Source organism: Neobacillus sp. NPDC058068, from assembly GCF_042885335.1.
Classification (GTDB): domain Bacteria; phylum Bacillota; class Bacilli; order Bacillales; family Cytobacillaceae; genus Neobacillus.
This window is the reverse complement of record NZ_JBHVSI010000012.1, coordinates 185,103-208,358: the sequence shown is the minus strand read 5'-3', so window position 1 is coordinate 208,358 and position 23,256 is coordinate 185,103. Positions and strand designations below refer to the sequence as shown.

Annotated in this window: 27 protein-coding genes; 11 read left to right on the top strand and 16 right to left on the bottom strand. The window is 38.9% G+C overall.

All coding sequences use genetic code 11. From position 1 onward, the window contains the following. Positions 1–323: 323 nt before the first annotated feature. A complete protein-coding gene (locus ACFVSW_RS15865; protein ID WP_387317626.1) occupies positions 324–1,199 on the bottom strand; it encodes a nucleotidyltransferase-like protein in 876 nt (291 codons plus the stop codon). Positions 1,200–1,348: 149 nt separating this feature from the next. On the opposite strand from ACFVSW_RS15865, the gene ACFVSW_RS15860 reads away from it, so the two are divergent. Beyond that, positions 1,349–1,705, top strand: a complete 357-nt coding sequence (locus ACFVSW_RS15860; protein WP_387317625.1) for a YgzB family protein — start codon at positions 1,349–1,351, stop codon at positions 1,703–1,705. Positions 1,706–1,795: 90 nt separating this feature from the next. Here ACFVSW_RS15860 and perR read toward each other — a convergent pair whose 3' ends face one another. The 6 genes from perR to ACFVSW_RS15830 form a co-directional block, all read right to left on the bottom strand. Continuing rightward, entirely contained in the window at positions 1,796–2,233 is a 438-nt protein-coding gene (gene perR / locus ACFVSW_RS15855) for a peroxide-responsive transcriptional repressor PerR (protein ID WP_034725105.1), read from the bottom strand. A 457-nt stretch (positions 2,234–2,690) separates the two neighbouring features. Continuing rightward, positions 2,691–3,158: a thioredoxin-dependent thiol peroxidase gene (gene bcp, locus ACFVSW_RS15850; protein WP_387317624.1), complete on the bottom strand. Its 468-nt coding sequence runs from the start codon at positions 3,156–3,158 to the stop codon at positions 2,691–2,693. An 87-nt stretch (positions 3,159–3,245) separates the two neighbouring features. Next, complete coding sequence (locus ACFVSW_RS15845) at positions 3,246–3,638, bottom strand: ion channel (protein WP_387317623.1); 393 nt, start codon at positions 3,636–3,638, stop codon at positions 3,246–3,248. Positions 3,639–3,714: 76 nt separating this feature from the next. After that, a complete protein-coding gene (locus tag ACFVSW_RS15840; protein WP_387317622.1) occupies positions 3,715–4,500 on the bottom strand; it encodes an ABC transporter permease in 786 nt (261 codons plus the stop codon). Positions 4,501–4,503: 3 nt separating this feature from the next. After that, positions 4,504–5,295 carry an ABC transporter permease gene (locus ACFVSW_RS15835; protein ID WP_387317621.1) on the bottom strand — a complete coding sequence of 264 codons (792 nt, stop codon included), beginning with the start codon at positions 5,293–5,295 and terminating at the stop codon, positions 4,504–4,506. Further along, positions 5,288–6,304, bottom strand: coding sequence for an ABC transporter ATP-binding protein (locus ACFVSW_RS15830; protein WP_387317620.1), 1,017 nt, complete (start codon positions 6,302–6,304; stop codon positions 5,288–5,290). Before ACFVSW_RS15830 ends, ACFVSW_RS15835 begins: the two co-directional genes overlap by 8 nt. Before the next feature lie 152 nt (positions 6,305–6,456). On the opposite strand from ACFVSW_RS15830, the gene ACFVSW_RS15825 reads away from it, so the two are divergent. Then, entirely contained in the window at positions 6,457–7,749 is a 1,293-nt protein-coding gene (locus tag ACFVSW_RS15825; protein WP_387317619.1) for a glutamate-1-semialdehyde 2,1-aminomutase, read from the top strand. Between the two features lie 208 nt (positions 7,750–7,957). Further along, positions 7,958–9,034 carry an FUSC family protein gene (locus ACFVSW_RS15820; RefSeq protein WP_387317618.1) on the top strand — a complete coding sequence of 359 codons (1,077 nt, stop codon included), beginning with the start codon at positions 7,958–7,960 and terminating at the stop codon, positions 9,032–9,034. A 15-nt stretch (positions 9,035–9,049) separates the two neighbouring features. Here the strand turns inward: ACFVSW_RS15820 and ACFVSW_RS15815 are convergent, their stop codons facing one another. The 5 genes from ACFVSW_RS15815 to fabL form a co-directional block, all read right to left on the bottom strand. Continuing rightward, positions 9,050–10,816 (bottom strand): ABC transporter ATP-binding protein, encoded by a 1,767-nt coding sequence (locus ACFVSW_RS15815; protein WP_387317617.1) that lies wholly within the window; start codon positions 10,814–10,816, stop codon positions 9,050–9,052. Positions 10,817–10,881: 65 nt separating this feature from the next. Next, a complete protein-coding gene (ntdP, locus tag ACFVSW_RS15810) occupies positions 10,882–11,412 on the bottom strand; it encodes a nucleoside tri-diphosphate phosphatase (RefSeq protein ID WP_066083827.1) in 531 nt (176 codons plus the stop codon). Positions 11,413–11,598: 186 nt separating this feature from the next. After that, positions 11,599–11,856 (bottom strand): YgaB family protein, encoded by a 258-nt coding sequence (locus ACFVSW_RS15805; RefSeq protein WP_387317616.1) that lies wholly within the window; start codon positions 11,854–11,856, stop codon positions 11,599–11,601. Positions 11,857–12,016: 160 nt separating this feature from the next. Next, the gene (locus tag ACFVSW_RS15800; RefSeq protein ID WP_387317615.1) at positions 12,017–12,241 is read right to left on the bottom strand and encodes a gamma-type small acid-soluble spore protein; all 225 of its coding nucleotides are present in this window, start codon (positions 12,239–12,241) and stop codon (positions 12,017–12,019) included. Between the two features lie 74 nt (positions 12,242–12,315). Beyond that, positions 12,316–13,065 carry an enoyl-[acyl-carrier-protein] reductase FabL gene (fabL, locus tag ACFVSW_RS15795; protein ID WP_387317614.1) on the bottom strand — a complete coding sequence of 250 codons (750 nt, stop codon included), beginning with the start codon at positions 13,063–13,065 and terminating at the stop codon, positions 12,316–12,318. A 115-nt stretch (positions 13,066–13,180) separates the two neighbouring features. Between fabL and ACFVSW_RS15790 the strand changes: the two genes are divergently transcribed. Continuing rightward, positions 13,181–13,366 carry a hypothetical protein gene (locus ACFVSW_RS15790; protein WP_024030819.1) on the top strand — a complete coding sequence of 62 codons (186 nt, stop codon included), beginning with the start codon at positions 13,181–13,183 and terminating at the stop codon, positions 13,364–13,366. Between the two features lie 442 nt (positions 13,367–13,808). Here ACFVSW_RS15790 and mutY read toward each other — a convergent pair whose 3' ends face one another. Then, positions 13,809–14,906, bottom strand: a complete 1,098-nt coding sequence (mutY, locus tag ACFVSW_RS15785; RefSeq protein ID WP_387317613.1) for an A/G-specific adenine glycosylase — start codon at positions 14,904–14,906, stop codon at positions 13,809–13,811. A gap of 170 nt (positions 14,907–15,076) precedes the next feature. Here mutY and ACFVSW_RS15780 point away from each other — a divergent pair, with 170 nt between their 5' ends. Together ACFVSW_RS15780 and ACFVSW_RS15775 are read left to right on the top strand one after the other, a co-directional pair. Continuing rightward, positions 15,077–16,057, top strand: coding sequence for a metal-dependent hydrolase (locus ACFVSW_RS15780; RefSeq protein WP_387317612.1), 981 nt, complete (start codon positions 15,077–15,079; stop codon positions 16,055–16,057). A 416-nt stretch (positions 16,058–16,473) separates the two neighbouring features. Then, positions 16,474–16,650 (top strand): small, acid-soluble spore protein K, encoded by a 177-nt coding sequence (locus ACFVSW_RS15775; RefSeq protein WP_024030816.1) that lies wholly within the window; start codon positions 16,474–16,476, stop codon positions 16,648–16,650. Positions 16,651–16,691: 41 nt separating this feature from the next. On the opposite strand, the gene ACFVSW_RS15770 is transcribed toward ACFVSW_RS15775, so the two are convergent. Beyond that, positions 16,692–17,015 (bottom strand): YfhH family protein, encoded by a 324-nt coding sequence (locus tag ACFVSW_RS15770; RefSeq protein WP_387317638.1) that lies wholly within the window; start codon positions 17,013–17,015, stop codon positions 16,692–16,694. 89 nt (positions 17,016–17,104) lie between these two features. Between ACFVSW_RS15770 and ACFVSW_RS15765 the strand changes: the two genes are divergently transcribed. Beyond that, a complete protein-coding gene (locus ACFVSW_RS15765; RefSeq protein WP_387317611.1) occupies positions 17,105–17,776 on the top strand; it encodes an SDR family NAD(P)-dependent oxidoreductase in 672 nt (223 codons plus the stop codon). Positions 17,777–17,785: 9 nt separating this feature from the next. Here the strand turns inward: ACFVSW_RS15765 and recX are convergent, their stop codons facing one another. Beyond that, the gene (recX, locus tag ACFVSW_RS15760) at positions 17,786–18,595 is read right to left on the bottom strand and encodes a recombination regulator RecX (RefSeq protein ID WP_387317610.1); all 810 of its coding nucleotides are present in this window, start codon (positions 18,593–18,595) and stop codon (positions 17,786–17,788) included. Positions 18,596–18,886: 291 nt separating this feature from the next. On the opposite strand from recX, the gene ACFVSW_RS15755 reads away from it, so the two are divergent. From ACFVSW_RS15755 to ACFVSW_RS15740, 4 genes are all read left to right on the top strand, one after another. Then, complete coding sequence (locus ACFVSW_RS15755; RefSeq protein WP_387317609.1) at positions 18,887–19,693, top strand: UTP--glucose-1-phosphate uridylyltransferase; 807 nt, start codon at positions 18,887–18,889, stop codon at positions 19,691–19,693. Between the two features lie 16 nt (positions 19,694–19,709). Continuing rightward, positions 19,710–21,707: a galactosyltransferase-related protein gene (locus ACFVSW_RS15750; protein WP_387317608.1), complete on the top strand. Its 1,998-nt coding sequence runs from the start codon at positions 19,710–19,712 to the stop codon at positions 21,705–21,707. 105 nt (positions 21,708–21,812) lie between these two features. Then, entirely contained in the window at positions 21,813–21,947 is a 135-nt protein-coding gene (locus ACFVSW_RS15745; RefSeq protein ID WP_082195836.1) for a YfhE family protein, read from the top strand. Positions 21,948–22,086: 139 nt separating this feature from the next. Further along, complete coding sequence (locus ACFVSW_RS15740; RefSeq protein WP_387317607.1) at positions 22,087–22,275, top strand: YfhD family protein; 189 nt, start codon at positions 22,087–22,089, stop codon at positions 22,273–22,275. 128 nt (positions 22,276–22,403) lie between these two features. Here the strand turns inward: ACFVSW_RS15740 and ACFVSW_RS15735 are convergent, their stop codons facing one another. Next, on the bottom strand, positions 22,404–22,901 hold the full coding sequence (locus ACFVSW_RS15735) for a DoxX family protein (protein ID WP_387317606.1): 498 nt from the start codon (positions 22,899–22,901) through the stop codon (positions 22,404–22,406). Between the last annotated feature and the right edge of the window lie 355 nt (positions 22,902–23,256).

The window sequence follows — 23,256 nt, the reverse complement described above, 5'->3', positions numbered from 1 at the left end:
ATGTATTAGGCACGCCGCCAGCGTTCGTCCTGAGCCAGGATCAAACTCTCCAAGAAAGTTGATTAGCTCATAAAATAAAACGTTGGCTTAGTTTCTAAAAGAAACTAAAAAATATTGTTTGTTGACGTTTTTGTTTGTTTAGTTTTCAAAGAACAATCTTTCAATCACTCTTAAGCGACTTTATTAATATAACATAAAGCTTTTAAAAATGTCAATAACTTTTTTTCAAACCGTCACTCACGAAAACTTTATAAGAATGTTTCGCAGCGACGGTTATTAATATACCAAGCAAACAATAAAAGGTCAATACCTTTTTTATTTTTTTACGATAATTTTTTGTGAACACAATATCCGCGATGAAAAACCCCATGACCTTTTGTTTCAATATTTATTACATCTATTAGATGTTTTTCAATTAAATACTCAAGCAGGACAGCAAGATCAACGGAGTAAGGGATTAAATCCTTTTCATTCATCATTTCATTAAAAAACCAGTATTCCTTGCCGCTGAGTACTTCCAATAAGTGAGAGGTCCCAATATTTGTTCTAGAATGAATCATGAATTCACTTGCAAGGAATAACAGTTCCAGTCTTTTCTCAAGTGTCTCTTCACTATTAACCAGTTCCTCATATAATTTATATATTTCCGGTTCGATTTGTTTTACTTGCTGCCAAACTGTTAGCTCTGGGTGAAGACCATTTTCAATCACCGCTAATCTTGCAAGATGGTGCAAGGAATGGACAACATGATTATAAGCATCTAAAACCTGTTTGCTTTCGAATAGGGCTTTTCCATCGACATAACGACGAATTAATTTAGCAAATTCTACGCCCATTTTGATTTTTCGTCCGTTAAAAGGAAATTCGCGCAGTTCCGTTTTTAAATTTGCAACGTATTCATTTCGGTCAAAAAGGATTTTGGCATCATAAAGCCACTCAAATATTTTTCGATTTGTGCCCAGTAAAAGCCATTCTTGGAGCTGGGTTTCGGCTACGACATGCATGGCAGCCTTTTTGTTGTTGTACGTATAGTGTTTTATGAATAATGGCTGATCCGCCTCTTTTACAATTACCAAGAGAATAACATCAAATGAAACAGTGATATGGCTTAATTTTTGTTTTTTTTCAATTAACAACACTCCTAGAGTATTGGATTGGCTCGCCCTTTCTTGATAAATAGGCCGAAGGATGTCTTCCATTCATCATTCCTCCATTTTTTTCGGGTATGGTATATGTTCGACAGTGAAACTAAATATCCTCCTTAAAACAAAGACAAATTTCGACATTCATGTCGCATGATTTTTTCTCTTTTCGTAAATATGGTATAGTTTCTCTAGGAGGGAGTTTCATGGCAAAATATTCGAGTAAAATAAATAAAATTCGCAGCTTTGCATTATCATTAATTTTCATCGGCTTCATTGTTATGTATGGCGGTATCTTTTTTCGTACTTCACCACTTATTATGACCATCTTCATGCTTTTTGGTCTTCTTTTTATTATCGCGAGTACAGTTGTTTATTTTTGGATTGGAATGTTATCAACAAAATCCATCCATGTAACGTGTCCAAGCTGTGGAAAGCAAACAAAAATGCTTGGGAAAGTGGATATGTGTATGTATTGTCGTGAACCATTAACACTTGATCCCAAACTCGAAGGAAAAGAATTTGACGAAACCTATAATAAGAAAAACCGGAAAAATAAATAAGGGATGGCTTACCATCATGGCTTCTAGCCGTGATTGGTAAGTCATCCTTTTTTTCGCAAAAATTTTAAAATCAGCTTTCATAGTATAAAGTTAATGTACCTCTTTACTTGCACATTCAGGACAGGAACCGTAGATTTCCATCCGGTGATTTTCCACCTTAAATCCGGTCACATGTGAAGCAAGATGCTCCACCTCATCTAAGCCTGGATAATGAAAGTCGACAATTTTTCCGCACTTTTCACAAATGACATGATAATGATGCGAAGTTACAAAATCGAAACGCGCTGATGCATCCCCGTAAGTTAATTCCTTTACAAGACCAACTTCACGAAATACTCGTAAATTATTGTAAACCGTCGCCACACTCATATTTGGAAATTTTCCTTCAAGTGCCTTATAGATTTCATCTGCAGTAGGATGTGACATCGAGTTTATTAAATATTCAAGTATCGCATGACGTTGCGGAGTAATTCGTACCCCCGTATCCTTTAGGGTATCCAACGCTTCTTTTAATTGATTCATCGCCATGCACCTTCTTCCAAAAAATATTCTTATATTATAATTGTTATAATTAATTGTACTAGGTAATTTGTACTTTTGTCAATATTGTAATCTCACTAACCGACATGTTTCTTATATTTTAACTTGCTCCTACATGAAAAAGATTTGATTGTATTTTATGATATGCATTTTCAATGATTTCTTTCCCTTTAAAATTTTCATTATTTAAATGACTTAGTGCAAGCCCAATGAACTATTTGGCTCTTCCCCTTTGGCAGACAGGAAGTGATTATTTTCTTTATCATAACACCTATATGTATATTTCGAATACTCGGAATGAAGATATCCCTTTTTAAGCATAAAAAAAAGGGCCGCTATGGACCCAAAATTTATCTGAGGAGGTATGCCCTAATAAAATGATATTCAAATCAAGGATTGTTGCATTGGACAAATGCCTTTCCTCTTAAAAATAGGCTTAGAAAAATTATTGGTTAGCGCGTATGTAAGTTAATGCTTCCTCCACATGCCCCTTGACTTGAACCTTTCTCCATTCCTTAACGAGTGTGCCCTCTTGATTAATAATAAATGTCGACCTTTCGATCCCCATATATTCTTTCCCAAAGTTTTTCTTTAATTTCCATACTCTATAGGCTTCGGCGGCTTCGTGGTCCGTATCCGCAAGCAGCAAGAATGGCAGACCGTATTTTTCGATAAATTTTTGATGGCGGTTGACCGGATCTGGGCTTACCCCTAGGATCACCGCATTCAAATCATGAAATTGCTGAAATTGGTCCCGGAAATCACATGCTTCAGTCGTACATCCAGGAGTCATGTCCTTTGGATAAAAATAAAGAACAATATTTTTTCCGCGAAATTTTGCTAATGTTACTGTCTCGCCATTATTCGCTTCTAACTGAAAATCAGGTGCTTGCTTCCCTATCTCAACCGTCACTTGATATCACTCCAATTGTAAATTATTTCTTTCATTATAGCGTAACTAATCTTTCTAGATAACACAACTTTCTCGCAGCCGATAGGATTATTTTTCCCTATTCAACATGACTCGCGCGACAAATGCAGCGGGCAGTGTATAACCTATTAATGCCTCAATAACAGCAATAATTCTGCCCACACCCTGCGGCAGGACATCCCCATTACCGACTGAGAACAATGTCATTGCGCTAAAATAAAAACTTGTTTCAAAAATATTACCCTTTGGATGCGGGTTCACTTCTTTAAGTAACGGCAATCCAATTAAATGAAAGAGAAGATAAATTAATCCAAATCCAAGGATAACGGTCAAGTAGACTGTCCCTAAATAAAGAAAATTATCTACTGAGACAAATTTCCCTCTAATTGTGTTAGGGATAAATAAAGTTCTTAAACTCATAAATATACAAAAGATAACAATTGGCAGCAAGAAATAGAACACCGAGGATCACCTCTAAATTCAGCATAGGTTACTCTATTTCTATGCTTGCTTGGACAATAAAATATCCAAGTTGTAATTAATTCCCCGCTCCGCGATATTTCTTGACACCCTGATTCCATAAGAGCACGGAGAAAACAAAAAAGAGAATTCCGATAACTGGAGTGATGAATGAATACCAATACCATTCATTTTTTCCAAGGAAAAAGGCCGCGGGATAAACGCCAACAAACGCAAACGGCAGAATCCACGTTAGTACAAAGCGGATGATTTTATTATAAATATTAACCGGGTACCTGCCGTAGTTGCTAATATTGTACATCATCGGCATGAGCGATGTTCTTGCATCTGCCCAGAAGCTAATGCAGGCAAGCATGATGAACACGCCGCCGTACACAAGCGCTCCGCCGATTACAAACACAATAAACAAGAACGGATCATACCAGTGCACTTCAACACCCAGCCTGCTGCCGGCATAAAACATAACGGCAAGCCCGGTAAGTGCCCCGAATAAAGATTCCAGTTCCAGTCGTTCGAGAATAATTTGAAACAGACTGTGGATCGGTCTTGTTAAAATCCGGTCAAGTTCCCCTTTTACGATATAGCGTTCATTAAAGTCCCAAATATTAAAAAACGCAGAAAAGACAGCGTAAGGAACTAAGAAAAAGCCATAAATAAAAATAATTTCATCCCGATTCCAGCCATGAAGCAAATTAGTGTGGCCAAAAACGACTAAGATAAAGACCAGATTAATCGCCTGCGAAAGTAAATCCGAGAAAAACTCAACAAACAAATCTGCCCGATATTGTAGTCTTGTTTTTAAATATTGCGATAGGTATTGAAAAAACATCGATACGTAAAACAACGCTTAGCCCCCTTGAATCACCAGCTGTTTCTTAGCCGCATGCCACAGCAATTGGATTGGGATAACTAAAACGATTACCCATAATAATTGCTGTCCAAGTGCTTCGATAGCCTGCTGGTGCGAAAAGCCTTTCGTAAAAATCATACTCGGTATATAGCTAATCCCTTGAAACGGGAGGTATTTCATAATCCCTTGCGCCCATCCGGGAAAAAAACTAATCGGCAAGAGCAGACCGGAAAACAAATCAATGACCACACGTTTTGCCCGAATCAGCCCCGTATTATTATATAAGAAGAAAGTCGTTAGCCCTGTTAATAAATTTAGCTGCGTATTAATGAAAAAGCTCAGCAGGATGGAGACGGCAAATAAGCCCCATACGCTCAGATCCCAGGTGATCCGAATTGGGAAGATGAAATAAACAATGACAAGTCCTGGTGCCGAAAAGAAAAACAAGCGAAAAATCCCTTCGCCTAAGCCCTGCATCGTCTTCATCCCAAGATAATTGTAAGGTCTAATGAGCTCAACGGCCACTTTCCCCTCCATGATTTCCATCGCCATTTCGCGGTCAAGGTTATTGAAGTAAAACGCTCGGGCCATCCAGGAAATTGCGACATAGGTAGTCATTTGGATGACAGACAGCCCCTGAATTTGCTCCTTCCCGCCATAAATAGCCGTCCATAAAAAATAATAGGCTCCGATATTTATGCTATAAATAAAAATCCCCGTATAATAATTCGTCCGGTAGGCGAGCATCATTAAAAACCGGATTCTAATCATTTCTAAATATTTATCCAACGTCGACCGCACCCTTTTCATAAATATTACGGATGATTTCTTCTGTAGAGGTTTCGTTAATTTTCATGTCTTTAATTTTAAAAGCAGCTGCGACCGTGGCAATAAGCTGCGAAATGAGTTCATCGCTGTCCTCGATATTTGCAGTAAAGATTAGGTCCTTATCATCTAACTCCCATTTAACAGACATACCGTTTGTTACATGTTTAACAGCTGCGAGATCCACCTTTTCAAGAAACTGAAATTGGAGCTCTTTTCCTTCGCCTAATGTTTCTTTTAAATTCTTAAGTGCCCCGTCATAAATCACATGCCCTTCATCAAGCATGATTACCCGCTCGCACAACGCTTCAATATCAGTAAGGTCGTGGGTTGTCAGCAGAATCGTCGTGTTATATTTCTCATTAATTTCTTTTAAAAATTCACGAATTTTCAACTTCACCAGTACATCTAGACCAATTGTCGGCTCATCTAAGAACAGTAACGGCGGATTGTGAATCAACGCTGCTGCCAATTCACAGCGCATCCGTTGACCAAGCGATAATTTACGGACAGGCTTATCGAGAAGCGGCTCGATATCCAATGTTCGAATGACATGATTCATGTGGTCGTCATATTGTTGATCCGACACTTTATACACTTTTTTCAACAGGCGGAATGACTCCTGTACGGCGATATCCCACCATAATTGCGAGCGCTGCCCGAAAACAACGCCGATAGTTTGGACAAATTTTTCCCGCTCTTTGTGCGGATTCATGCCGTTAACGCTGATTTGTCCGGAAGTCGGAGTCAGGATACCTGTCAGCATTTTAATCGTGGTCGATTTCCCTGCCCCATTTTCGCCGATGTAACCGACCATTTCACCTTTTTTGACTGTAAAACTTATATCATTTACAGCGGTAGCAATTTTATAATTTCTTGTGAATAAATCTCGGAATGCCCCCGTTAACCCAGAACGACTGGAGTAGGCTTTAAATTCTTTTCTTAATTTTTGTACCTCAATGGCATTTTTCATCCTTCTACCTCCTGAAACTTACCCTAATGAATTAGTTTAGCTAAATAAGAGCGTTAAAACAATAGTCCTGCACTTCATTAAATTTTCAAAAAGTTAAATGATAATAAAAATAGTGATAAAATTAGGGATGAAATAATTATAGGAGGTAAAATATGCAATTTCCAAACTCTGAACGTCTACATAACGAGGCCTTAAAACATATTGTCGGCGGGGTTAACAGCCCTTCACGTTCCTATAAAGCAGTTGGCGGCGGTGCTCCAGTTGTCATGGAACGCGCCCAAGGTGCTTACTTCTGGGATGTTGACGGCAATCAATATATTGACTACCTGGCAGCTTATGGTCCAATTATTACCGGTCATGCCCATCCACATATTACAGAAGCAATTAAAAAAGCGGCAGAATCTGGGGTTCTTTACGGCACCCCAACACCACACGAAGTGAAATTTGCCAAAATGCTGAAAGAAGCGATTCCTTCAATGGATAGAGTGCGCTTTGTGAATTCCGGAACGGAAGCGGTAATGACAACAATCCGTGTGGCACGCGCCTATACTGGACGCGATAAAATCATCAAATTTGCAGGATGCTATCATGGTCACTCCGACCTTGTCCTCGTTGCTGCAGGCTCTGGACCTTCCACGCTTGGGACACCTGATTCGGCTGGGGTGCCAAAAAGCATTGCTCAAGAAGTGATAACTGTACCCTTCAACGATATCGGACCATTTAAAGAAGCATTAGAAAAGTGGGGACCGCAAATTGCCGCGGTATTAGTTGAGCCAATCGTTGGAAACTTTGGGATCGTTGAGCCAAAACCAGGATTTTTGCAGCAAGTCAATGATCTTACTCATGCAGCAGGTGCACTTGTAATCTATGATGAAGTCATTACGGCATTCCGATTTATGTACGGTGGTGCACAGGATTTATTAGGCATCCAGCCTGACTTAACTGTACTGGGAAAAATTATTGGCGGCGGTCTGCCAATCGGTGCTTATGGCGGCCGGAAAGAAATCATGGAAACGGTAGCACCGCTTGGACCTGCATACCAAGCTGGAACAATGGCGGGAAATCCAGCATCGATTTTATCAGGAATCGCCTGTCTCGAGGTATTAAAGCAGGATGGTGTCTATGATTATTTAGATCGGTTAGGGGCAGTGCTTGAAGCAGGAATTTTAGAGGCAGCTAAGAGGCATGACGTTCAAATCACCATCAATCGCTTGAAAGGTGCACTTACTGTTTATTTTACATCTGAAAAAATTGAAAATTATCAACAGGCGGAAAACACTGATGGTGAAATTTTCGCAAAGTTTTTTAAACTGATGCTCAAGCAAGGAATTAATCTTGCTCCATCCAAATACGAAGCATGGTTCCTGACGATTGCCCATACGGAAGAGGATATCGAAGCAACTCTTCACGCAGTAAATCATGCTTTTTCATTACTAAACGAATAGGGTGTTTCACACGTCCTTCTACCACACAAACGAATTAACGTCCTCTGCTTTGAGGACGTTTGTTTTTTTATCGTAAATTCCTGCAATATTTACAAGTTAAATACATATAATTTCTCTTGATTATATGTATTAATCCATGTATAGTACTTAATTGTTTGTTAGTGAGCAAAATAAAACAAAAACGTATTTTGAAAGGAATTTATTTAGAATGAAGTTAGGTGCCCGCATCTTAAAAACGGGAATAGCAATTGTTTTAGCCCTATACTTAAGTCAGTTGTTCCATTCGCCTTCACCAGTATTCGCTGCCATCGCAGCAATATTTGCGATTCAACCGACCATTTATCGCTCTTATTTAACTATTGTTGAACAAATCCAAGGAAATATCATTGGTGCTTTGCTTGCCGTCATCTTAGTTCTCCTATTAGGAAACCACTTTATCGTTATCGGCTTAGCCGCAATCATTGTGATTATTATTAATCTTAAACTCAAACTAGAGAACACAATCGGACTCTCACTTGTAACATTAATATCGATTATGGAAACACAAAGCGGAAGTTTTATTCAATTTGCCGGGATTCGCTTCTCCACTATCATGATTGGGGTATTTTCAGCGTTTATCGTCAATCTTGTCTTTATCCCGCCAAAATATGAAAATAAGCTTTATTTTAAAATCGTTGGCACTACTGAGGAAATTATTAAGTGGATTCGTTTAAGTACACGCCATGATTATGATCATCAGCTTCTCAAGACAGATATTATGAAATTAAAAGAAGAAATCCAGACGATGGGTCAGTTTTATAAGATGTACAAGGAAGAACGAAGTTATTTTTCTAAACAGCATCTTGAAAAATCGAGAAAGCTTGTTATTTACCGGCAATTGAACTTAACGGCAAAAAAAGCACTTGATACGTTAAAAAGACTGCATCGTTATGAAAACGAGCTGCTCCAGCTCAATGAGAATTTTAAGCAATCGGTACAGGAACAACTAGATAACCTTATTTATCATCATGAACAGGTCTTACTTCGGTTCATCGGAAAAATCCCAACGCCGGCTCCATATCATGAAGAGAATGTTTCCTTAAATAAAAAGGAGTTATTCGACTACTTTTTAGCACATCAGAGAGAATCTGCCGACCAAGATAATCCGCATCTTTACCATACCATGCAGATTGTCGCTTCGATTATTGATTATGGCGAAGAAGTTGAACATCTCGATATATTGATTACCAGCTTTCATTCCTACCATAAAAATGAGGTATCGATTGAAGAAGAAGGCCAAGACTAGAAAAACCGAAGCAGATTACTCTGCCTCGGTTTTTGTTTGTTCTAGTTGCTGCACCTGAAATAATTTATAATAATTTCCTTGTTTGGCCATTAGTTCGTCATGTGTTCCCACTTCCACGATTTGTCCGTGCTCAATTAGGACAATCCGATTCGCATGGGTAATCGTCGATAACCGGTGGGCCACAATAAAAGTGGTCCGGTCCTTTGCCAACTCCTCAAGTGATTCTTGGATCGAATGTTCACTTTCTAAATCCAGTGCTGATGTTGCCTCATCAAGTATTAAGATTGGTGGATTTTTCAAGAATACGCGGGCAATCGCAACGCGTTGTTTTTGTCCGCCAGAAAGCTTGACACCTCTTTCGCCAACCTTGGTGTTGTACCCGTCTGACAGATTTAAGATAAACTCATGGGCATTCGCCGCTTTAGCCGCCCGATAAACTTCCTCATCCGAAGCCCCTGGCTTGCCTAATAAAATATTGTCCCTAACCGATTCACTAAATAAAATATTATCCTGAAAAACGACACCAATTTTGTCTCTTAAAGTTTGAACCTTAAATTGCCGGATATCGACCCCGTCTAAAGTAATTCTGCCCTTTGTTACGTCATAAAAACGAGGAATCAGACTGACTAGCGTTGATTTCCCGCCGCCGCTCATCCCTACAAGCGCAATCGTTTCTCCCTTTTTCACATCTAACTGAATGTTCTTTAACACCATTTCCTCATTTTTATCGTAGGAAAAAGAAACATTTTCAAAGGAGATATCTCCATTAACTTTACTGCACACCCGCGCATGGGGGGCATCAACGATATCATATTTCTCATCCAAGAATTCAAATACCCTGTCCATCGATGCAAAGGATTGAGTAATAGTTGTTGATGAATTGACCAACCTTCTCAGTGGACTATAAAGCTTGTCAATATAGGCAAAAAACGCAACCATTGTACCCAGTGAAAGCTGATTCTGGATGACCAAATAGGCCGAATAGCCAATAACGAGTAATGGAGCAATATCCGTTATCGTATTAACCGTTGAAAAGGACTTGGCATTCCAGCTTGTATGCTGCAGCGCCTTTTCTAAAAAGTTCTTATTTTGCTTATCAAATTGACCCTGTTCATATTCTTCAATCGCAAAGCTTTTAATTACCGGCATCCCCTGCACGCGCTCATGTAAATAGCTTTGGACTTCTGCCAGGGCTTGCGAACGCGAACGAGTCAGTTTACGTAAATTTCCGAAAAAGTAACGCACTGAAAAGGCGTAAAGTGGGAACAGAAGAATCGAAACCAACGTTAGTTTAGCATTCATTGAAAACATTAAAATAATGGCAAGGATGATGGTTGCAATATCAAGCCATAGATTCATTAATCCGGAAATAACAAATGTTTTGGTTTGCTCGACATCATTAATCACACGTGAGATAATCTCACCTGCACGAGTGTTTGAATAATATTTGAAGCTCAACTTTTGAATATGTGAAAAACACGTATCACGAATATCATAAAGGATTTTACTTGATGTCCATTGGGAGAAATATTGGCGGTAATATTCGATAGGCGGTCTCAGGATGACAAACACAACAAGCATCACACCCATAATGAGCATTAGTTTATTAATCTTTTCATCGTGAGATAAGGAATGGTTCCCGACGATATCATCAACGACGTATTTAATCAACAATGGAATGATGAGCGGAATAGAAAATTTAATCACCCCGATAATGACCGTTCCAATAATCTGCAGACGATACGGTTTTACAAATTGAAGGTATCTGCGAATGCTGCTCACCGTATTAAAGCCTCCTCTCTTCATAACAAAACCTGTTGATATAACAATCAACAGGTGTTTAGCTTCTAACGTCTATATGTTAGATAACGTTCATACCAAATATCAATAAAATCTGGTGCAAACGGGCCATTCCGCTGCCGAATCCATTGAATCAGTTTTTCAACATTCCGCTTTAGAATTTGATCAATCACATCTGGATAATTCATTTCACGGCGATGCCGTTCATACTCATCTTCGTCTAGTAAATTAAAGGTCATATCAGGGTACACCTTGATATCAAGGTCATAATCAATATACTTTAGTGCTTCACCATCAAAAATGAATGGTGAACTGATATTACAGTAATAATAAATGCCGTCCTCTCGGATCATCCCAATGACATTGAACCAGTATTGTGAGTGGAAGTAACAAATGGCTGGTTCCCTTGTAATCCACGTTCTCCCATCTGATTCAGTTACCAAGGTACGATCATTTCCGCCAATCACTAAATGCTGCGACCCTTTTAAAACGGTTGTTTCTTCCCAGACGCGATGGATGTGCCCATTGTGCTTATAGCTATGTATTTGCATTGGTTCACCTTCTATGGGTACGCCCATGTTCTCCCCTACCTTCATTCCTGAACGCTTTGTAACCTATTCTAAAAATTTTTTAAGTAAATATCGACAAAAGGCAACAAAGAAAATTCCTATTTTCTATTATTATAACGGTTGAGAACAGAATTTAAAACAAAAGAGCCATAAATCCATGGCTCTTTGTAAAAATTTGCGAATTTTTCTTACTATCTACATGGAATGTGTTAAGTTTGTCTCCCGATATGCATTAATTACCTCTTCTGTCTGCTTTTCAAAAATGAGCTGAATTTCTCTCAATTCCTTTTTCATCTGTTGAATGTCAGTCTGAACACTTTCAAGATTAGTGGCATTCTGGAGAATCTGAAGCTCTTCTTCGATTTGTTGACAGCGCTCAAGCTCAGCCTGAAGATACAGAAGTTTTTCCATCGTCACCATTTGTTCGGAAACTAATCGATTAAAATGACTCATTTCCCTCACCGCCTTATATTTTCGTACTCATTATGTATTCTTTAATAAACAGTATTCTCCTTTGACAACTTCTGTAGACCTAAGGGAAGTTTTGTCGAAGAAACTACTACAAAAGAAGGCGCCCTTTTCGGAAAAGAGCGCCTTCTGCTTAAGTATTTTGTTATTCTTGACCAAATTGGCCAGCATTTTGGTTTTTACGAGCTTCTGCTGTTTGGTTTTGTTTTTTTACCTCTTGTGCATTTGTTTCGCTTCCAAACTCAGTTCCAAATTGACCTGCAGAACCGGCAGCGCCAGCTCCAGCACCTGCTTGAGCGTTTTGTTGTTTTACTTCCTGGATGTTTGTTCCAGCTGAAGTTTTGTTTGGCTGTTGATTGAATTTTGCCATTGTAATCACCTCCACGAGATTAATGTATCCATGGAAGGTGGAGATTATCCAAAATTATTAAATAAAAAAAGTTACTATACGAGTAAGGATATTCCCCCGTCAATAATAATCGTTTGCCCCCTAATCATACTTGACTCCTCGGACAAAAGGAACATGACGCAATTGACCATATCGTCAATTTCAACCATTCTGCCAGCCGGTGTTTTTTCTTTTGCTTCCTGAAGAAGTTCTTCACGGTTAGGAAAATGCTTCAATGCCTCCGTATCGACAGCGCCACCAGAGACCGCATTAACCACAATATTTTTCGGTGCTAATTCGACCGCTAAATATCTCGTTAAAGCCTCAAGTGCCGCTTTGGAGACCCCAACTACCGTGTAGTTTTCCAAATAGCGGATGGAACCAAGCGAACTGATGCTGACAATTTTCCCGCCGCCATTTCTCTCCATCAACTTGGCTGCTTCCTGCGCACAGAACAATAGAGCTTTACTATTGATATTTAAGGTCCAATCCCAATGTGATTCTTCAAGTTCCATTACTGGACGCTGTACTCCTGAGGCTGCATTATTGACAAATACGTCTAAACGGCCAAATTCTTGATCAATTTGAGCAAACATATCTTTTATTTTATCGACATCACCAACATTGGCTTTGATAATGAATGCTTTTCTACCCAACGCTTCAACTTGTTCAGCTGTTTCCAGGGCACCTTTTTTACTTCTCGCATAATTTATTACAATATCATATCCTGCTTCGGCTAACCGAAGTGCAGTTGCTTTACCAATTCCCCGGCTGCTGCCAGTTATAAGTGCTACCTTTTGAGTCATTTTTCTTATTCCCTTCTACTATCAATTATTTCTCCATTTTAGCCTTTTCATGAATAGAAGACAATTATTAAACAAAAAACTAAGGCAAAATAACCTATTGAAAGGAAGTAGTAACATGTATGCGGGACGAGATATGACCGAGCTTTCGATGATGGCAAAATCAGATTGGGAACCAAGTGAGCTTGCTTTTTTTCATCATTCCTTACAGCAAATAGCACCATATTTAAATAGTGAAGGACAGACAATCCATCGGGAAATCATTAAAGAAATTGAAAATCGCGGTGGTCTTCAAGCGACATAAGAAAAACTTAAAACAAGTGGATATGGTAAATGATCCAATGATGTGTAAATAGGGGAAGAATCCTTTTTAAAAATATGCAATCTTGTTGGCGACTGAACTTGGTTGATTTTCTCAGTTTCGGTCGCTTATACCCTTTATAAGCGACCGTACTTGGACGATTTTTTCGGTTTCGGTAGCTTATACCCTTTATAAGCTACCGTACTTGGTTGATTTTCTCAGTTTCGGTAGCTTATACCCCTTATAAGCTACCGTACTTGGTTGATTTTCTCGGTTTCGGTCGCTTATACGCCTTATAAGCGACCGTACTTGGTTGATTTTCTCGGTTTCGGTCGCTTATACCCTTTATAAGCGACCGAACTTGGATGATTTTCTCAGTTTCGGTTGCTTATACCCTTTATAAGCAACCGAACTTACCAAATTTTTTTGACTTCTATCGTTAATCTCACTTTATATGTTCTAGGTAAAGCTTAAGCATTTTTTGAGCGGAAACGGGAAAAGCAAATTTCTCGATTTCCTCAAATGAGACAAGCTTCCACTCCTCGTTCTCTTGAAACCCAGAGTGTATTTTGCCAGTATACACGTTTAGATTCCAAACGAGGTGGGAAAATATATGTTCAATCTGACCAATAATTTTCTTCAGGTCAATTTCTAAAGCAAGGTTTTGTTTAAACAAATGGACGACCTGCTCCCGTTCATTTTGCAATGAATGATGGAGCTCAACATTTGGAAACTCCCATAGATTTGCAAGCAATCCGCTTGCTGGACGTTTATGAATTAACATTTTTCCGTTGTCATCTAACAGGATTGCTGCGGCAAGCTGGACATCACGCGTTTTTGTTTTTTTCGTTTTGATCGGCAGTTCATTTTGTACTCCTTCGGAAAAAGCATGACAATGGTCGCGAACTGGACATAATAAACAGGAAGGGGAAGTTGGTGAACAGATTAATGCCCCTAATTCCATTAATGCCTGGTTAAATGAAGATGGATCTTCGTGCGAAATTAACGTCCGGACTGCTTTTTCGAATACTTTTCGGGATGATGGTTTGGCAATATCATCCCAAATGGAAAGGACCCGTGATAAAACCCGCATGACATTCCCATCGACAGCTGGCTCTGGAATACCGTAAGCAATACTTAATATCGCACCAGCCGTGTAGGGACCGACACCTTTAAGGGAAGAAATTTCTTCAGAAGTGTTTGGTACTTCTCCATTGTATTTTTCCTTCACCTCTTTAACCGCCGATTGCAAGTTTCTTACCCTTGAATAATAGCCAAGACCTTCCCAAGCTTTAAGTACTTTATCTTCTTCCGCTTCTGCCAGGTCTTCAATGGTTGGAAACCATTCAATAAAGCGATTAAAATAGGGGATAACCGTATCTACCCTTGTCTGCTGAAGCATAATTTCTGACACCCAAACCTTATACGGGTCCTGGTCTTTCCGCCATGGCAGGTCGCGCTGTTCATTTTTAAACCAGGTAATTAAATCATTTTGAAAAGCAATTATATTGATTTTTTCAAGATTTTTCTGTTCAATTAACATAACTTTTGTGCCTCCAAGTTGTTAAACAATACGATAAAAGGGAATATAATAAGAAAAGCAAGCGCCTTTTACCGGGCATGGTCTGCTTTTTTTAATTAAAAAGACATTTTGTTCTACGATAAGCCAAATACTAGCTTTTGACAAGACCATATTAAAGGAGGCTTTTCCTTTTGGATACTGGAACTCATGTTGTTATGGGCATTGCTCTTGGGGGTCTGGCTACACTTGACCCATCCGTCGCCAGCAGCCATGCCACTACAGCCAGTGTATTAATAGCAACCATCGCCGGCTCACAAATACCAGATATTGACACAGTTTTAAAACTTAGAAATAATGCCATCTACATTCGTAATCATCGTGGTGTAACACACTCTATTCCTGCAGTGCTTTTATGGCCGATTGCCCTTTTGGCGGTCATTTACCCGTTTTTCCCGGATGCCAATTTACTGCATTTATGGGCTTGGACATTTGCTGCCGTGTTTATCCATGTTTTTGTTGATATTTTTAATGCATATGGTACGCAAGCTCTAAGGCCTTTTTCAAACAAATGGGTTGCTCTAGGCATCATTAATACATTTGATCCGTTTATTTTTGGAATTCATGTTGTTGGAATTTTCATTTGGGTTTTAGGGGCAGATCCAGGGGTTACCTTTTTGCTGATGTATGCCGTTATCGTCTGCTATTATTTCATGCGATATCTCGCGAAGAAAAGAGTATTAGATGAAGTAAGGACGATTATACCTGATGCAACGGATATTATTATTGCCCCGACAATGAAGTTCCATCAATGGCGAATTGCTGCCATGAATCGCGAGCAATTTTTTGTTGGAAAGGCACTTAAGGATAAAGTTGAGATATTAGATCGATTTCAACGTATACCAGTACCCAAAACACCTGTAATTGAAGCGGCAAAAAAGGATAAAAACCTGTCTGCTTTTCTATCGTTTTCTCCTGTTTATCGCTGGGAAGTTGATGAATACACTGATTTTTATGAAGTCCGTTTTATTGACCTGCGCTACCGGAGCAATGGTCACTATCCCTTCGTGGCCGTCGTCCAGCTAGACCGCGAATTAACGCCAATCAGTTCCTACACAGGCTGGGTGTTTAGTGAGAAGAAATTGAGGAAGAAACTTAGTATTATTCCTAGCTAAAAAAGCAGTGGCACTTTAGGAGGGCACTGAAAATCTTGTGAATTTTTAGGCATCTTTTTGTTCATGAGGGTATCTATCTGAATAAAAGAACTCTGTTGATTGGAGCGGAAGGCGGCGAAGACTCCTGCGGGAGTACGGGGCAGGTGAGACCCCGCAGGCGCTAGCGCCGAGGAGGCTCACCGGCACGCCCGCGGAAAGCGAAGCCGCCTGGAGCGGAAATCAACAGACAATTTAGACACACAAACCTAAATTTAAGGGACTTTTTCAGTGCCCTCCACTTTAGTCACTCGCTTTTTTCATTTCCAGTATCTAATAACATAATTGAGCGTAAAAGCACAGATACTATTGTTACGTGGTAAGCATTGAGAATGCTTTGCTTTTCACGTTTTTCTCATTACCGATAATGGAGGTACAGCATGAGAAATAAAGCAAAGAATTTCCCAAATCAAAATAATAACAAGTTTGAGGGAGAGCCAAGAGCGAAAGCAGAGTATGCCTCCACAAGAGCAGATGGCACAATCAATACACATCCGCAAGAGCGGATGCGTGCCTCTGGTGAACGCGATGATGAATCGCCGCAGGTTTATAAATAAGTGTACAACAAGACAAACCAGAGAGCCATATCTCTGGTTTGTCATTTAAGCGATTTTAATAAAGAAATCGGTAATGCCTCTTCTTTTCCATCACCTTTAAGCCGATAGCCCCAGGCAAAAACACCATTCATATAATCAATTTTAAAATAGTGGCCGGGGTCTCCTTCGATTTCATAAACTTCTCCCGGTTTAAATTGATCAGGGTTTATCATGTACGCTCGTGCCATCTGTACTTTTCTTTCAACAACCGCAAACTCATTGACCATTCCCATTTGCTCCGCTTTTCTAGCCTTTTCTTGAAGCATGGCGATTTCCTGTCTAAGTTCATATTCTGTCATTGCACTATAGCGTTTCTCCTGCTGCAGCTCAATCACTCCCCTTTGTCTTCTTTTTTTAGTATAGTAATTTTTATAGAATAAATAAAGACTGAAACCTCACAGAAGGAGAATAAACAATGAAAACAGTATTGATTACCGGAGCAGGATCAGGTTTGGGAAAGGAATTAGCTTTCATTTTTTCGCAAAAAGGCTTTCACCTTTTGCTGGTAGGGAGAAATATTGAAAAATTAGCCCATGCAAAACAAGAAATTGAAACGGCTGGAGGAAAAGCAGACATCCTTCCGTTAGATATCCGAAACGCTGAAGAAGTAGAACAAAAATTGTATGAAATTAGCAGTACAAACGAAATATTCGGATTAGTTAATAACGCGGGAATTGGTCATTTTGGTCCATTTGAAGGAATAGAGAACGAGCAAATTAGCGAAATGTTAGATACGAATGTATTAGGAACGATTTTAATGACAAAGGCCATCCTCCCTCATTTACAAAAAAATGGCCAGGGACGAATTATGAATATTATTTCTACCGCTGGTTTACGTGGGAAAGTGAATGAAGCCGTATATGTTGCTAGCAAATTTGCCGTTAGGGGCTTTACCGAAAGTCTGCAAAAAGAATATGAAGGCAGTGGAATTAAATTGAATGCTGTCTATATGGGTGGCATGGACACCCCATTCTGGGACGACAGCGACCACATTAAAGACAAATCACGCCTCCGTTCAGCCAAAGAAATCGCGGAAATCATCATGGAACAATTGGATCAAGATTCGATTATCATTGAAAACTCATGACGCTTCTTGTCATGAGTTTTCTTTTTCCGCCAAGAACCTTTCGATTAGCTCCATTGAAAAGCCTTTGCGATATAATGTCTGTTTCATCTTTTGTTGATATTCAAAACCACTGTAACGAGAAAATTTCCGATCAGCCTTTTCACCTTGGAAGCGAATCGCTTCCATTTCTTCATCATCTGCTTTATCCACTTCGGTTTCATCTAGAGCAATCTGAATGACTTCAAAAGAATAACCTTTTCTTAGCAGCAGTTGCTCAAGCTTTTGCTTTTGAATTTTCAAGGATTCTTTTGTTCCCTTTTGAAGAAACTTTCCGCTCATTTTGACTGCTTTCGCAATTTGTTGCTCTAATGGATATTCTCCAAGGGCTTGTATCCGAATCCCCTCAGCAATTCCTTTTTCTTTTAACTCCAGTTTGATTAAATCTGGTCCTTTATCGGTTGTATTTGCCTGCGTCCTCACATATGCTAAAGCAAATTCCTCGTCATTGATGTATCTCTGGGCGGTTAATTTATGGATTACTTCATCAATAACTGGCTCATCCGCCTCTTTTTGACTTAGGTAATCCCTTATCTCTTTTTCCGATCTCATTCTCCTTGCCAAATAATTAATCGCTAAGTTATATGCCTTGCGAATATCGTCTTGATACTGAATCTCCAAAAAGGAAAAGTCGTCAAGCTCCATTCCTTTTTTTAATTGGAATTTGATTAACACATCGCTGTCGACACTAAAAGCAAATTCCTCGCCTTTACCGTAATCCATAAAGACATTAAACCGTTCCGTATTTTTCTTCTGCGTGGTGATTTTTGTTATAATAGCCATTTCCTTCACCTCAAAATTACTTTACCACAATCCTGATGATTAACCATTCATCATCTTATTTATATTTATTGTTTGTCTACATTATGGGCTTTTTCCTCTTTCATCCACTCTCTATCGAACATAAGATGAAATAAAACTTTTGCTGTGACCCTTTTTGGATTGTAAAAATTCACAATTCCCCTAATTCCTTAACTCCAAAAGAAAAGATGACCTATTCTGTAATCTAAATATTGGACATGTTACAGTTTTTTGAATTTTTTCGAGAGAAATAAGAAAGTGAGGAGCTCATTAATGGTAAGAAAGGCAATTATTCCTGCAGCAGGCTACGGAACTAGAAGTCTTCCAATTACAAAGGCAATCCCCAAAGAAATGTTTCCACTAGGATTAAAGCCAGCCATACACTATATTGTCGAAGAGGCTGCAAATTCTGGGATTGAACAATTACTAATAATAACATCAAAATCTAAGGATATGATTATTGATTATTTCGACTATTCATTAGAGTTGGATACATTTTTAAAAAATCAAAATAAAGAACATCTAGTAGAAAAGTTAGCACTTCCAAAGGTGGAAATTCTATATATTAGACAACCTTATGCAAGTGGACTCGGGGACGCCATACGACTAGGGAAAGATTTTGTAGGCAATGAACCGTTTGGAGTTCTATTGCCAGATGATATTATCATTCCCCAAAAAATTCCTGCCCTTAAAGAATTAATTGATGTTCACAAGGAAACTCATGGAAGCGTTATCGCCCTAAAACAGGTACATCAAGATTGTTTAAAGGATTATGGGGTTATTCAAGGGAAAGACAGCCCTGATTTTATAAATATTCAAGATATCGTGGAAAAACCTATAAACAATCCACCCTCAAATCTTGCCGTGGTAGGCAGGTATATTTTCACTCCAGAGATTTTTCAAAGTTTAGACACCGTAAAGAAAGGTGTTGGAGGCGAAATACAATTGACGGATGCCATTAAAGGTTTGTTAGCATCTGAATCAGTCTTTGGAAAAGTCATATCCGGTGATCGTTATGATATTGGAAAATTAGCGGAATATGTTCAATTAATGAATATATTAAGCAGGGACAATATTTGAAAAAAGGAGGGTTTGCATGTTTGAAAATGTCTCAATTATCATTCCTTTTCAAACGGATTATGGTCCAAGAGCAGAGGCATTTGAATGGTTAAAAAGATACTATGCTGCTGAAATGCCTGAAGCTGAATTATGTTTAGGATTATACAATGGTAATGATATTAACAAAGCAAAAGCTGTTAACCTAGCTGCCAAAAAGGCAACAAGAGATATATTTGTTATAGCAGATGCGGATATTGTTTATGACCCGCAAATTATTCTTGATTCTATACACTTGTTAAAAAAAGTGGCATGGGTCGTTCCTTTTACAGAAATATATGATATTCCAAAATACGAATCCAGAAAACTGTTTAAAAAAACGCCAAAGTGGCCACTGGATGTGGAATTAGCAAACTGTATTAAAGCAAATTGGATTTATAACGGGTTTGCTGGAAAACTAAATGTCATTCCAAGAAAGAATTTCGAAGCAGTTGGCGGTTTTGATGAACGTTTTGTTGGCTGGGGAGGGGAAGATGATGCCTTTTCACATGCGGTCAATACCCTTTGCGGTCACTTCGTTAATTATAGGGCAAGAATATTTCATTTGTGGCACCCTTCATCTCACTATGGAACGAATCCAAATAGTGAAGCCAATCATAAGCTCCTGAATCGGTATATTTCAGCAAGTGGAAACAAATATGAAACGGTAAAATTAGTTAAGGAACGTGAAGGGTATCAAGAGAAGATGAATCATATCATCCCCAGGGAATTTAATAAAAATTCGCTTTCCTCTAAAAGTAAAATCTGCTTTGCAATCCTTGTTCATGAAAACCGGCCTCTTGTTAAAGAATTAATTGATAACGTAAGATATTTTTGTCCAAATAGCTCCATGGTCTTATATAATGGCGGCGATGATCCAACCCTGTGTGATAATTTAGGGGTTCCTGTTTGTCCATCTAGCCACAAGATGGGACGCGGATTCACCACAATTTATTTTCTCGAGACTATGGAATGGCTCGAAGAAATGAAAATGGATTATGATTACCTTGTAAATATTGATTCGGATGCATTATTTATCAGGGAAGGCTTTGAAAATTTCCTCCATACACAAATGATGAATACAGATTACATGGCAGTGAAATTACGAATACCGGAAGAAGATTGGTACATTGGAAACGAACTAATGAAGGAAAAAAGCCGCTGGAAACAGTTGTTTAATATTTATCCCTTCTATGGTATTTTCAATGTCGGGCAGGTTTTCAAAAGGTCCCTCATCAGATCCTTACTTAGAAAAAAGGCGATATTAAAGAAAGCACTGCTAGAAACATCATCCTTCGGAACAGATGAGTTTATTTTTGTAAACATGGCTAAGGAACTTGGCTATAGAATCAAAAACTATCCTAATAATACTGACGAATTGATGATTCGCTACCGCCCCCACTTTACATTAGATGAAATGATTCACAGCTTTAATAACATAAAAAATAGTTGGTTGTGCCATCCCGTATATCGTGATAAACATGATTTGGTGAGGAAACTAATCAAACACCTTGTAACCGAACAATATAGTAAAAAATACCGGAGTAAAGAATATCCATGGTACCAAAGTAATCCATACATGTATGACCTTTCTTTACCCATTACAAGTGAATTTGGGAATGAAGAACTAATTGTCAGATTGAATTCTTCTTTGACCCATTATTGGCAAGGTAATAATAAGAATAAATGGTACAAAAGTGAAACGTTTGCCGATGGTGCTGTGGGTGTCCCAGTTTTTTTTGAAACCCACTCAGGTTTTTTTGCAGTAGCTTGTAAGTTAGCCGCAGGCGGTGTGGGATTATGGACGAGGAACAATCAAAAAGCTGGACATCCTTGGCTGGGACCTTATCGTATCACCAGTGAGGATGTCGATCCTATTATGATTGCACAACTACAGGATTTAAAACCTATATTAATTTGTAAATCCAATGATAAATTAGTTTATTGGGTCAGGGATACCGATTATAGATGGAAAAAGGGACTTCCTTTTAATAAATAGTTAACCTTTACAAAATCAAAAAAGAATATTTTCCTGAAATTTGTATCATTCCTTTCTTTAAAGGTAAAAATGGAAATAAGTACAATTTTGAAAGGAATGAGTAAGATGGCAGAAAAGAAGAAAAAAGATAAGGATAGAGGAAAATATCCGCTAACAAGCATGCAGGAAGTATCTTACCAAAGAGAATTTAAAATGGCGGACCGTGCCGGCGGCTACCATGACCGAAAAACAAAGTTATAATAACTTGACAGCCTAACGTGTTAGTCAGTATGCGCTAATTTAAATATTTTACCATTAATGGACCCCTTTCTAATTGTAAAAGCTAGTAAAGGGAGCATTGTTGCTCCTAACATGCCTACAATTGAAAGGGGTTTTTGCAATGGGACGTTCACGCGGAGGCAGGACTCGTGATAAGAATAAAGGATCACTTCCACAGGTACCGAAGAACATGAAGTCAGATGGCATTGACGTAGAGTTTTCACAAGAACTTGCTGACCATGCAGATCTGGAGGCACAAGCACGCTCAAACGCAGCGAACCAGCGCGCCAAAAATCGAAAAAATAAATAAGGTATTTTCCTGACGAGAAAAAAGAGAAGCAGGTCTGCCCTGCTTCTCAACTATAAAAGGGGGAAATATTATTTCATCGAGCTCTAAAGAGAGATTTTCAATTTTTAAGCGATTAGAACTCGTTACTGCTATTGATTGCTTTTGACTGCCTTCACATGACCTTTCCTGAAATAGCCTTTGATAAATGGTACTGTATAGCGGTCAAGACCGAAGAGATAAGCTCCAGCTCCCACGAAAAGTAGAATCATTGCTGCTGTATAAAGAATCGGGTTTGTGCTAGTAGTACCTGCAAGCATAAAGTTTAAGTTCATGAAGGCACCAGCGATTAAAGCTGGAATCGTCGCTAAACCGACGATTAATCCTAGACCAACAAGTAATTCTCCCCAAGGAATTAACACGTTGAAGATATGAACATTTGGAATCGCGAATTGTTGTAAGAAGTCAGCGTACCAACCTTGCACTGCTGGATGATCCCCTTTTGCATTAGCAAGCGCAAATTTGAGGAATCCACCTGCATCAAATCCACCTGTTAGTTTATGGTAGCCTGCTTCAATCCATTGTAATCCAAGCCATACTCTCAATACTGTCCAAACAACTGCTGCGACAGGGGTTTTGTACCACCTCATCACAATCATCTCCTATTATTTTTGTGAAATGTTTCACAAGTTAATGTAAAATAAAATTTCTATTCCCCTTTTCGATGAAGGGGCTGTTCAGCTAGCTGTATCTTGCAGTGAAGTTTGTGAATTGTTTCACTATCTTCTCTACACTCTTAATATACTCCCCTTGAAGTAAATTGACAACGACTTTCACAGTTTATTAACATATTAATGTTAGAAATTTGAATAGAATGTGAACTTACCAAGTATAAGAAAAGCGTAAGCGCCCTGGTCAGCGGCGTATGGCCTGGAGCGCTCCAACTGAGATAAAGGAAACACGAAAAGCCGGAGGCGATTCGATGTTGACTTATCGTAGGGCGGA

Coding starts and splice junctions, on each gene's coding strand:
- ACFVSW_RS15790 (WP_024030819.1), top strand. CDS start 13,181: ATGTATGCGGGACGAGATATGACCGAGCTTTCGATGATGGCAAAATCA.
- ACFVSW_RS15750 (WP_387317608.1), top strand. CDS start 19,710: ATGTTTGAAAATGTCTCAATTATCATTCCTTTTCAAACGGATTATGGT.
- ACFVSW_RS15820 (WP_387317618.1), top strand. CDS start 7,958: ATGAAGTTAGGTGCCCGCATCTTAAAAACGGGAATAGCAATTGTTTTA.
- ACFVSW_RS15805 (WP_387317616.1), bottom strand. CDS start 11,856: ATGAGTCATTTTAATCGATTAGTTTCCGAACAAATGGTGACGATGGAA.
- ACFVSW_RS15825 (WP_387317619.1), top strand. CDS start 6,457: ATGCAATTTCCAAACTCTGAACGTCTACATAACGAGGCCTTAAAACAT.
- recX (WP_387317610.1), bottom strand. CDS start 18,595: ATGGCTATTATAACAAAAATCACCACGCAGAAGAAAAATACGGAACGG.
- ACFVSW_RS15775 (WP_024030816.1), top strand. CDS start 16,474: ATGAGAAATAAAGCAAAGAATTTCCCAAATCAAAATAATAACAAGTTT.
- ACFVSW_RS15765 (WP_387317611.1), top strand. CDS start 17,105: ATGAAAACAGTATTGATTACCGGAGCAGGATCAGGTTTGGGAAAGGAA.
- ACFVSW_RS15830 (WP_387317620.1), bottom strand. CDS start 6,304: ATGAAAAATGCCATTGAGGTACAAAAATTAAGAAAAGAATTTAAAGCC.
- ACFVSW_RS15865 (WP_387317626.1), bottom strand. CDS start 1,199: ATGGAAGACATCCTTCGGCCTATTTATCAAGAAAGGGCGAGCCAATCC.
- ntdP (WP_066083827.1), bottom strand. CDS start 11,412: ATGGGCGTACCCATAGAAGGTGAACCAATGCAAATACATAGCTATAAG.
- ACFVSW_RS15755 (WP_387317609.1), top strand. CDS start 18,887: ATGGTAAGAAAGGCAATTATTCCTGCAGCAGGCTACGGAACTAGAAGT.
- fabL (WP_387317614.1), bottom strand. CDS start 13,065: ATGACTCAAAAGGTAGCACTTATAACTGGCAGCAGCCGGGGAATTGGT.
- mutY (WP_387317613.1), bottom strand. CDS start 14,906: ATGTTAATTGAACAGAAAAATCTTGAAAAAATCAATATAATTGCTTTT.
- ACFVSW_RS15735 (WP_387317606.1), bottom strand. CDS start 22,901: ATGAGGTGGTACAAAACCCCTGTCGCAGCAGTTGTTTGGACAGTATTG.
- ACFVSW_RS15860 (WP_387317625.1), top strand. CDS start 1,349: ATGGCAAAATATTCGAGTAAAATAAATAAAATTCGCAGCTTTGCATTA.
- ACFVSW_RS15745 (WP_082195836.1), top strand. CDS start 21,813: ATGGCAGAAAAGAAGAAAAAAGATAAGGATAGAGGAAAATATCCGCTA.
- ACFVSW_RS15800 (WP_387317615.1), bottom strand. CDS start 12,241: ATGGCAAAATTCAATCAACAGCCAAACAAAACTTCAGCTGGAACAAAC.
- perR (WP_034725105.1), bottom strand. CDS start 2,233: ATGGCGATGAATCAATTAAAAGAAGCGTTGGATACCCTAAAGGATACG.
- ACFVSW_RS15740 (WP_387317607.1), top strand. CDS start 22,087: ATGGGACGTTCACGCGGAGGCAGGACTCGTGATAAGAATAAAGGATCA.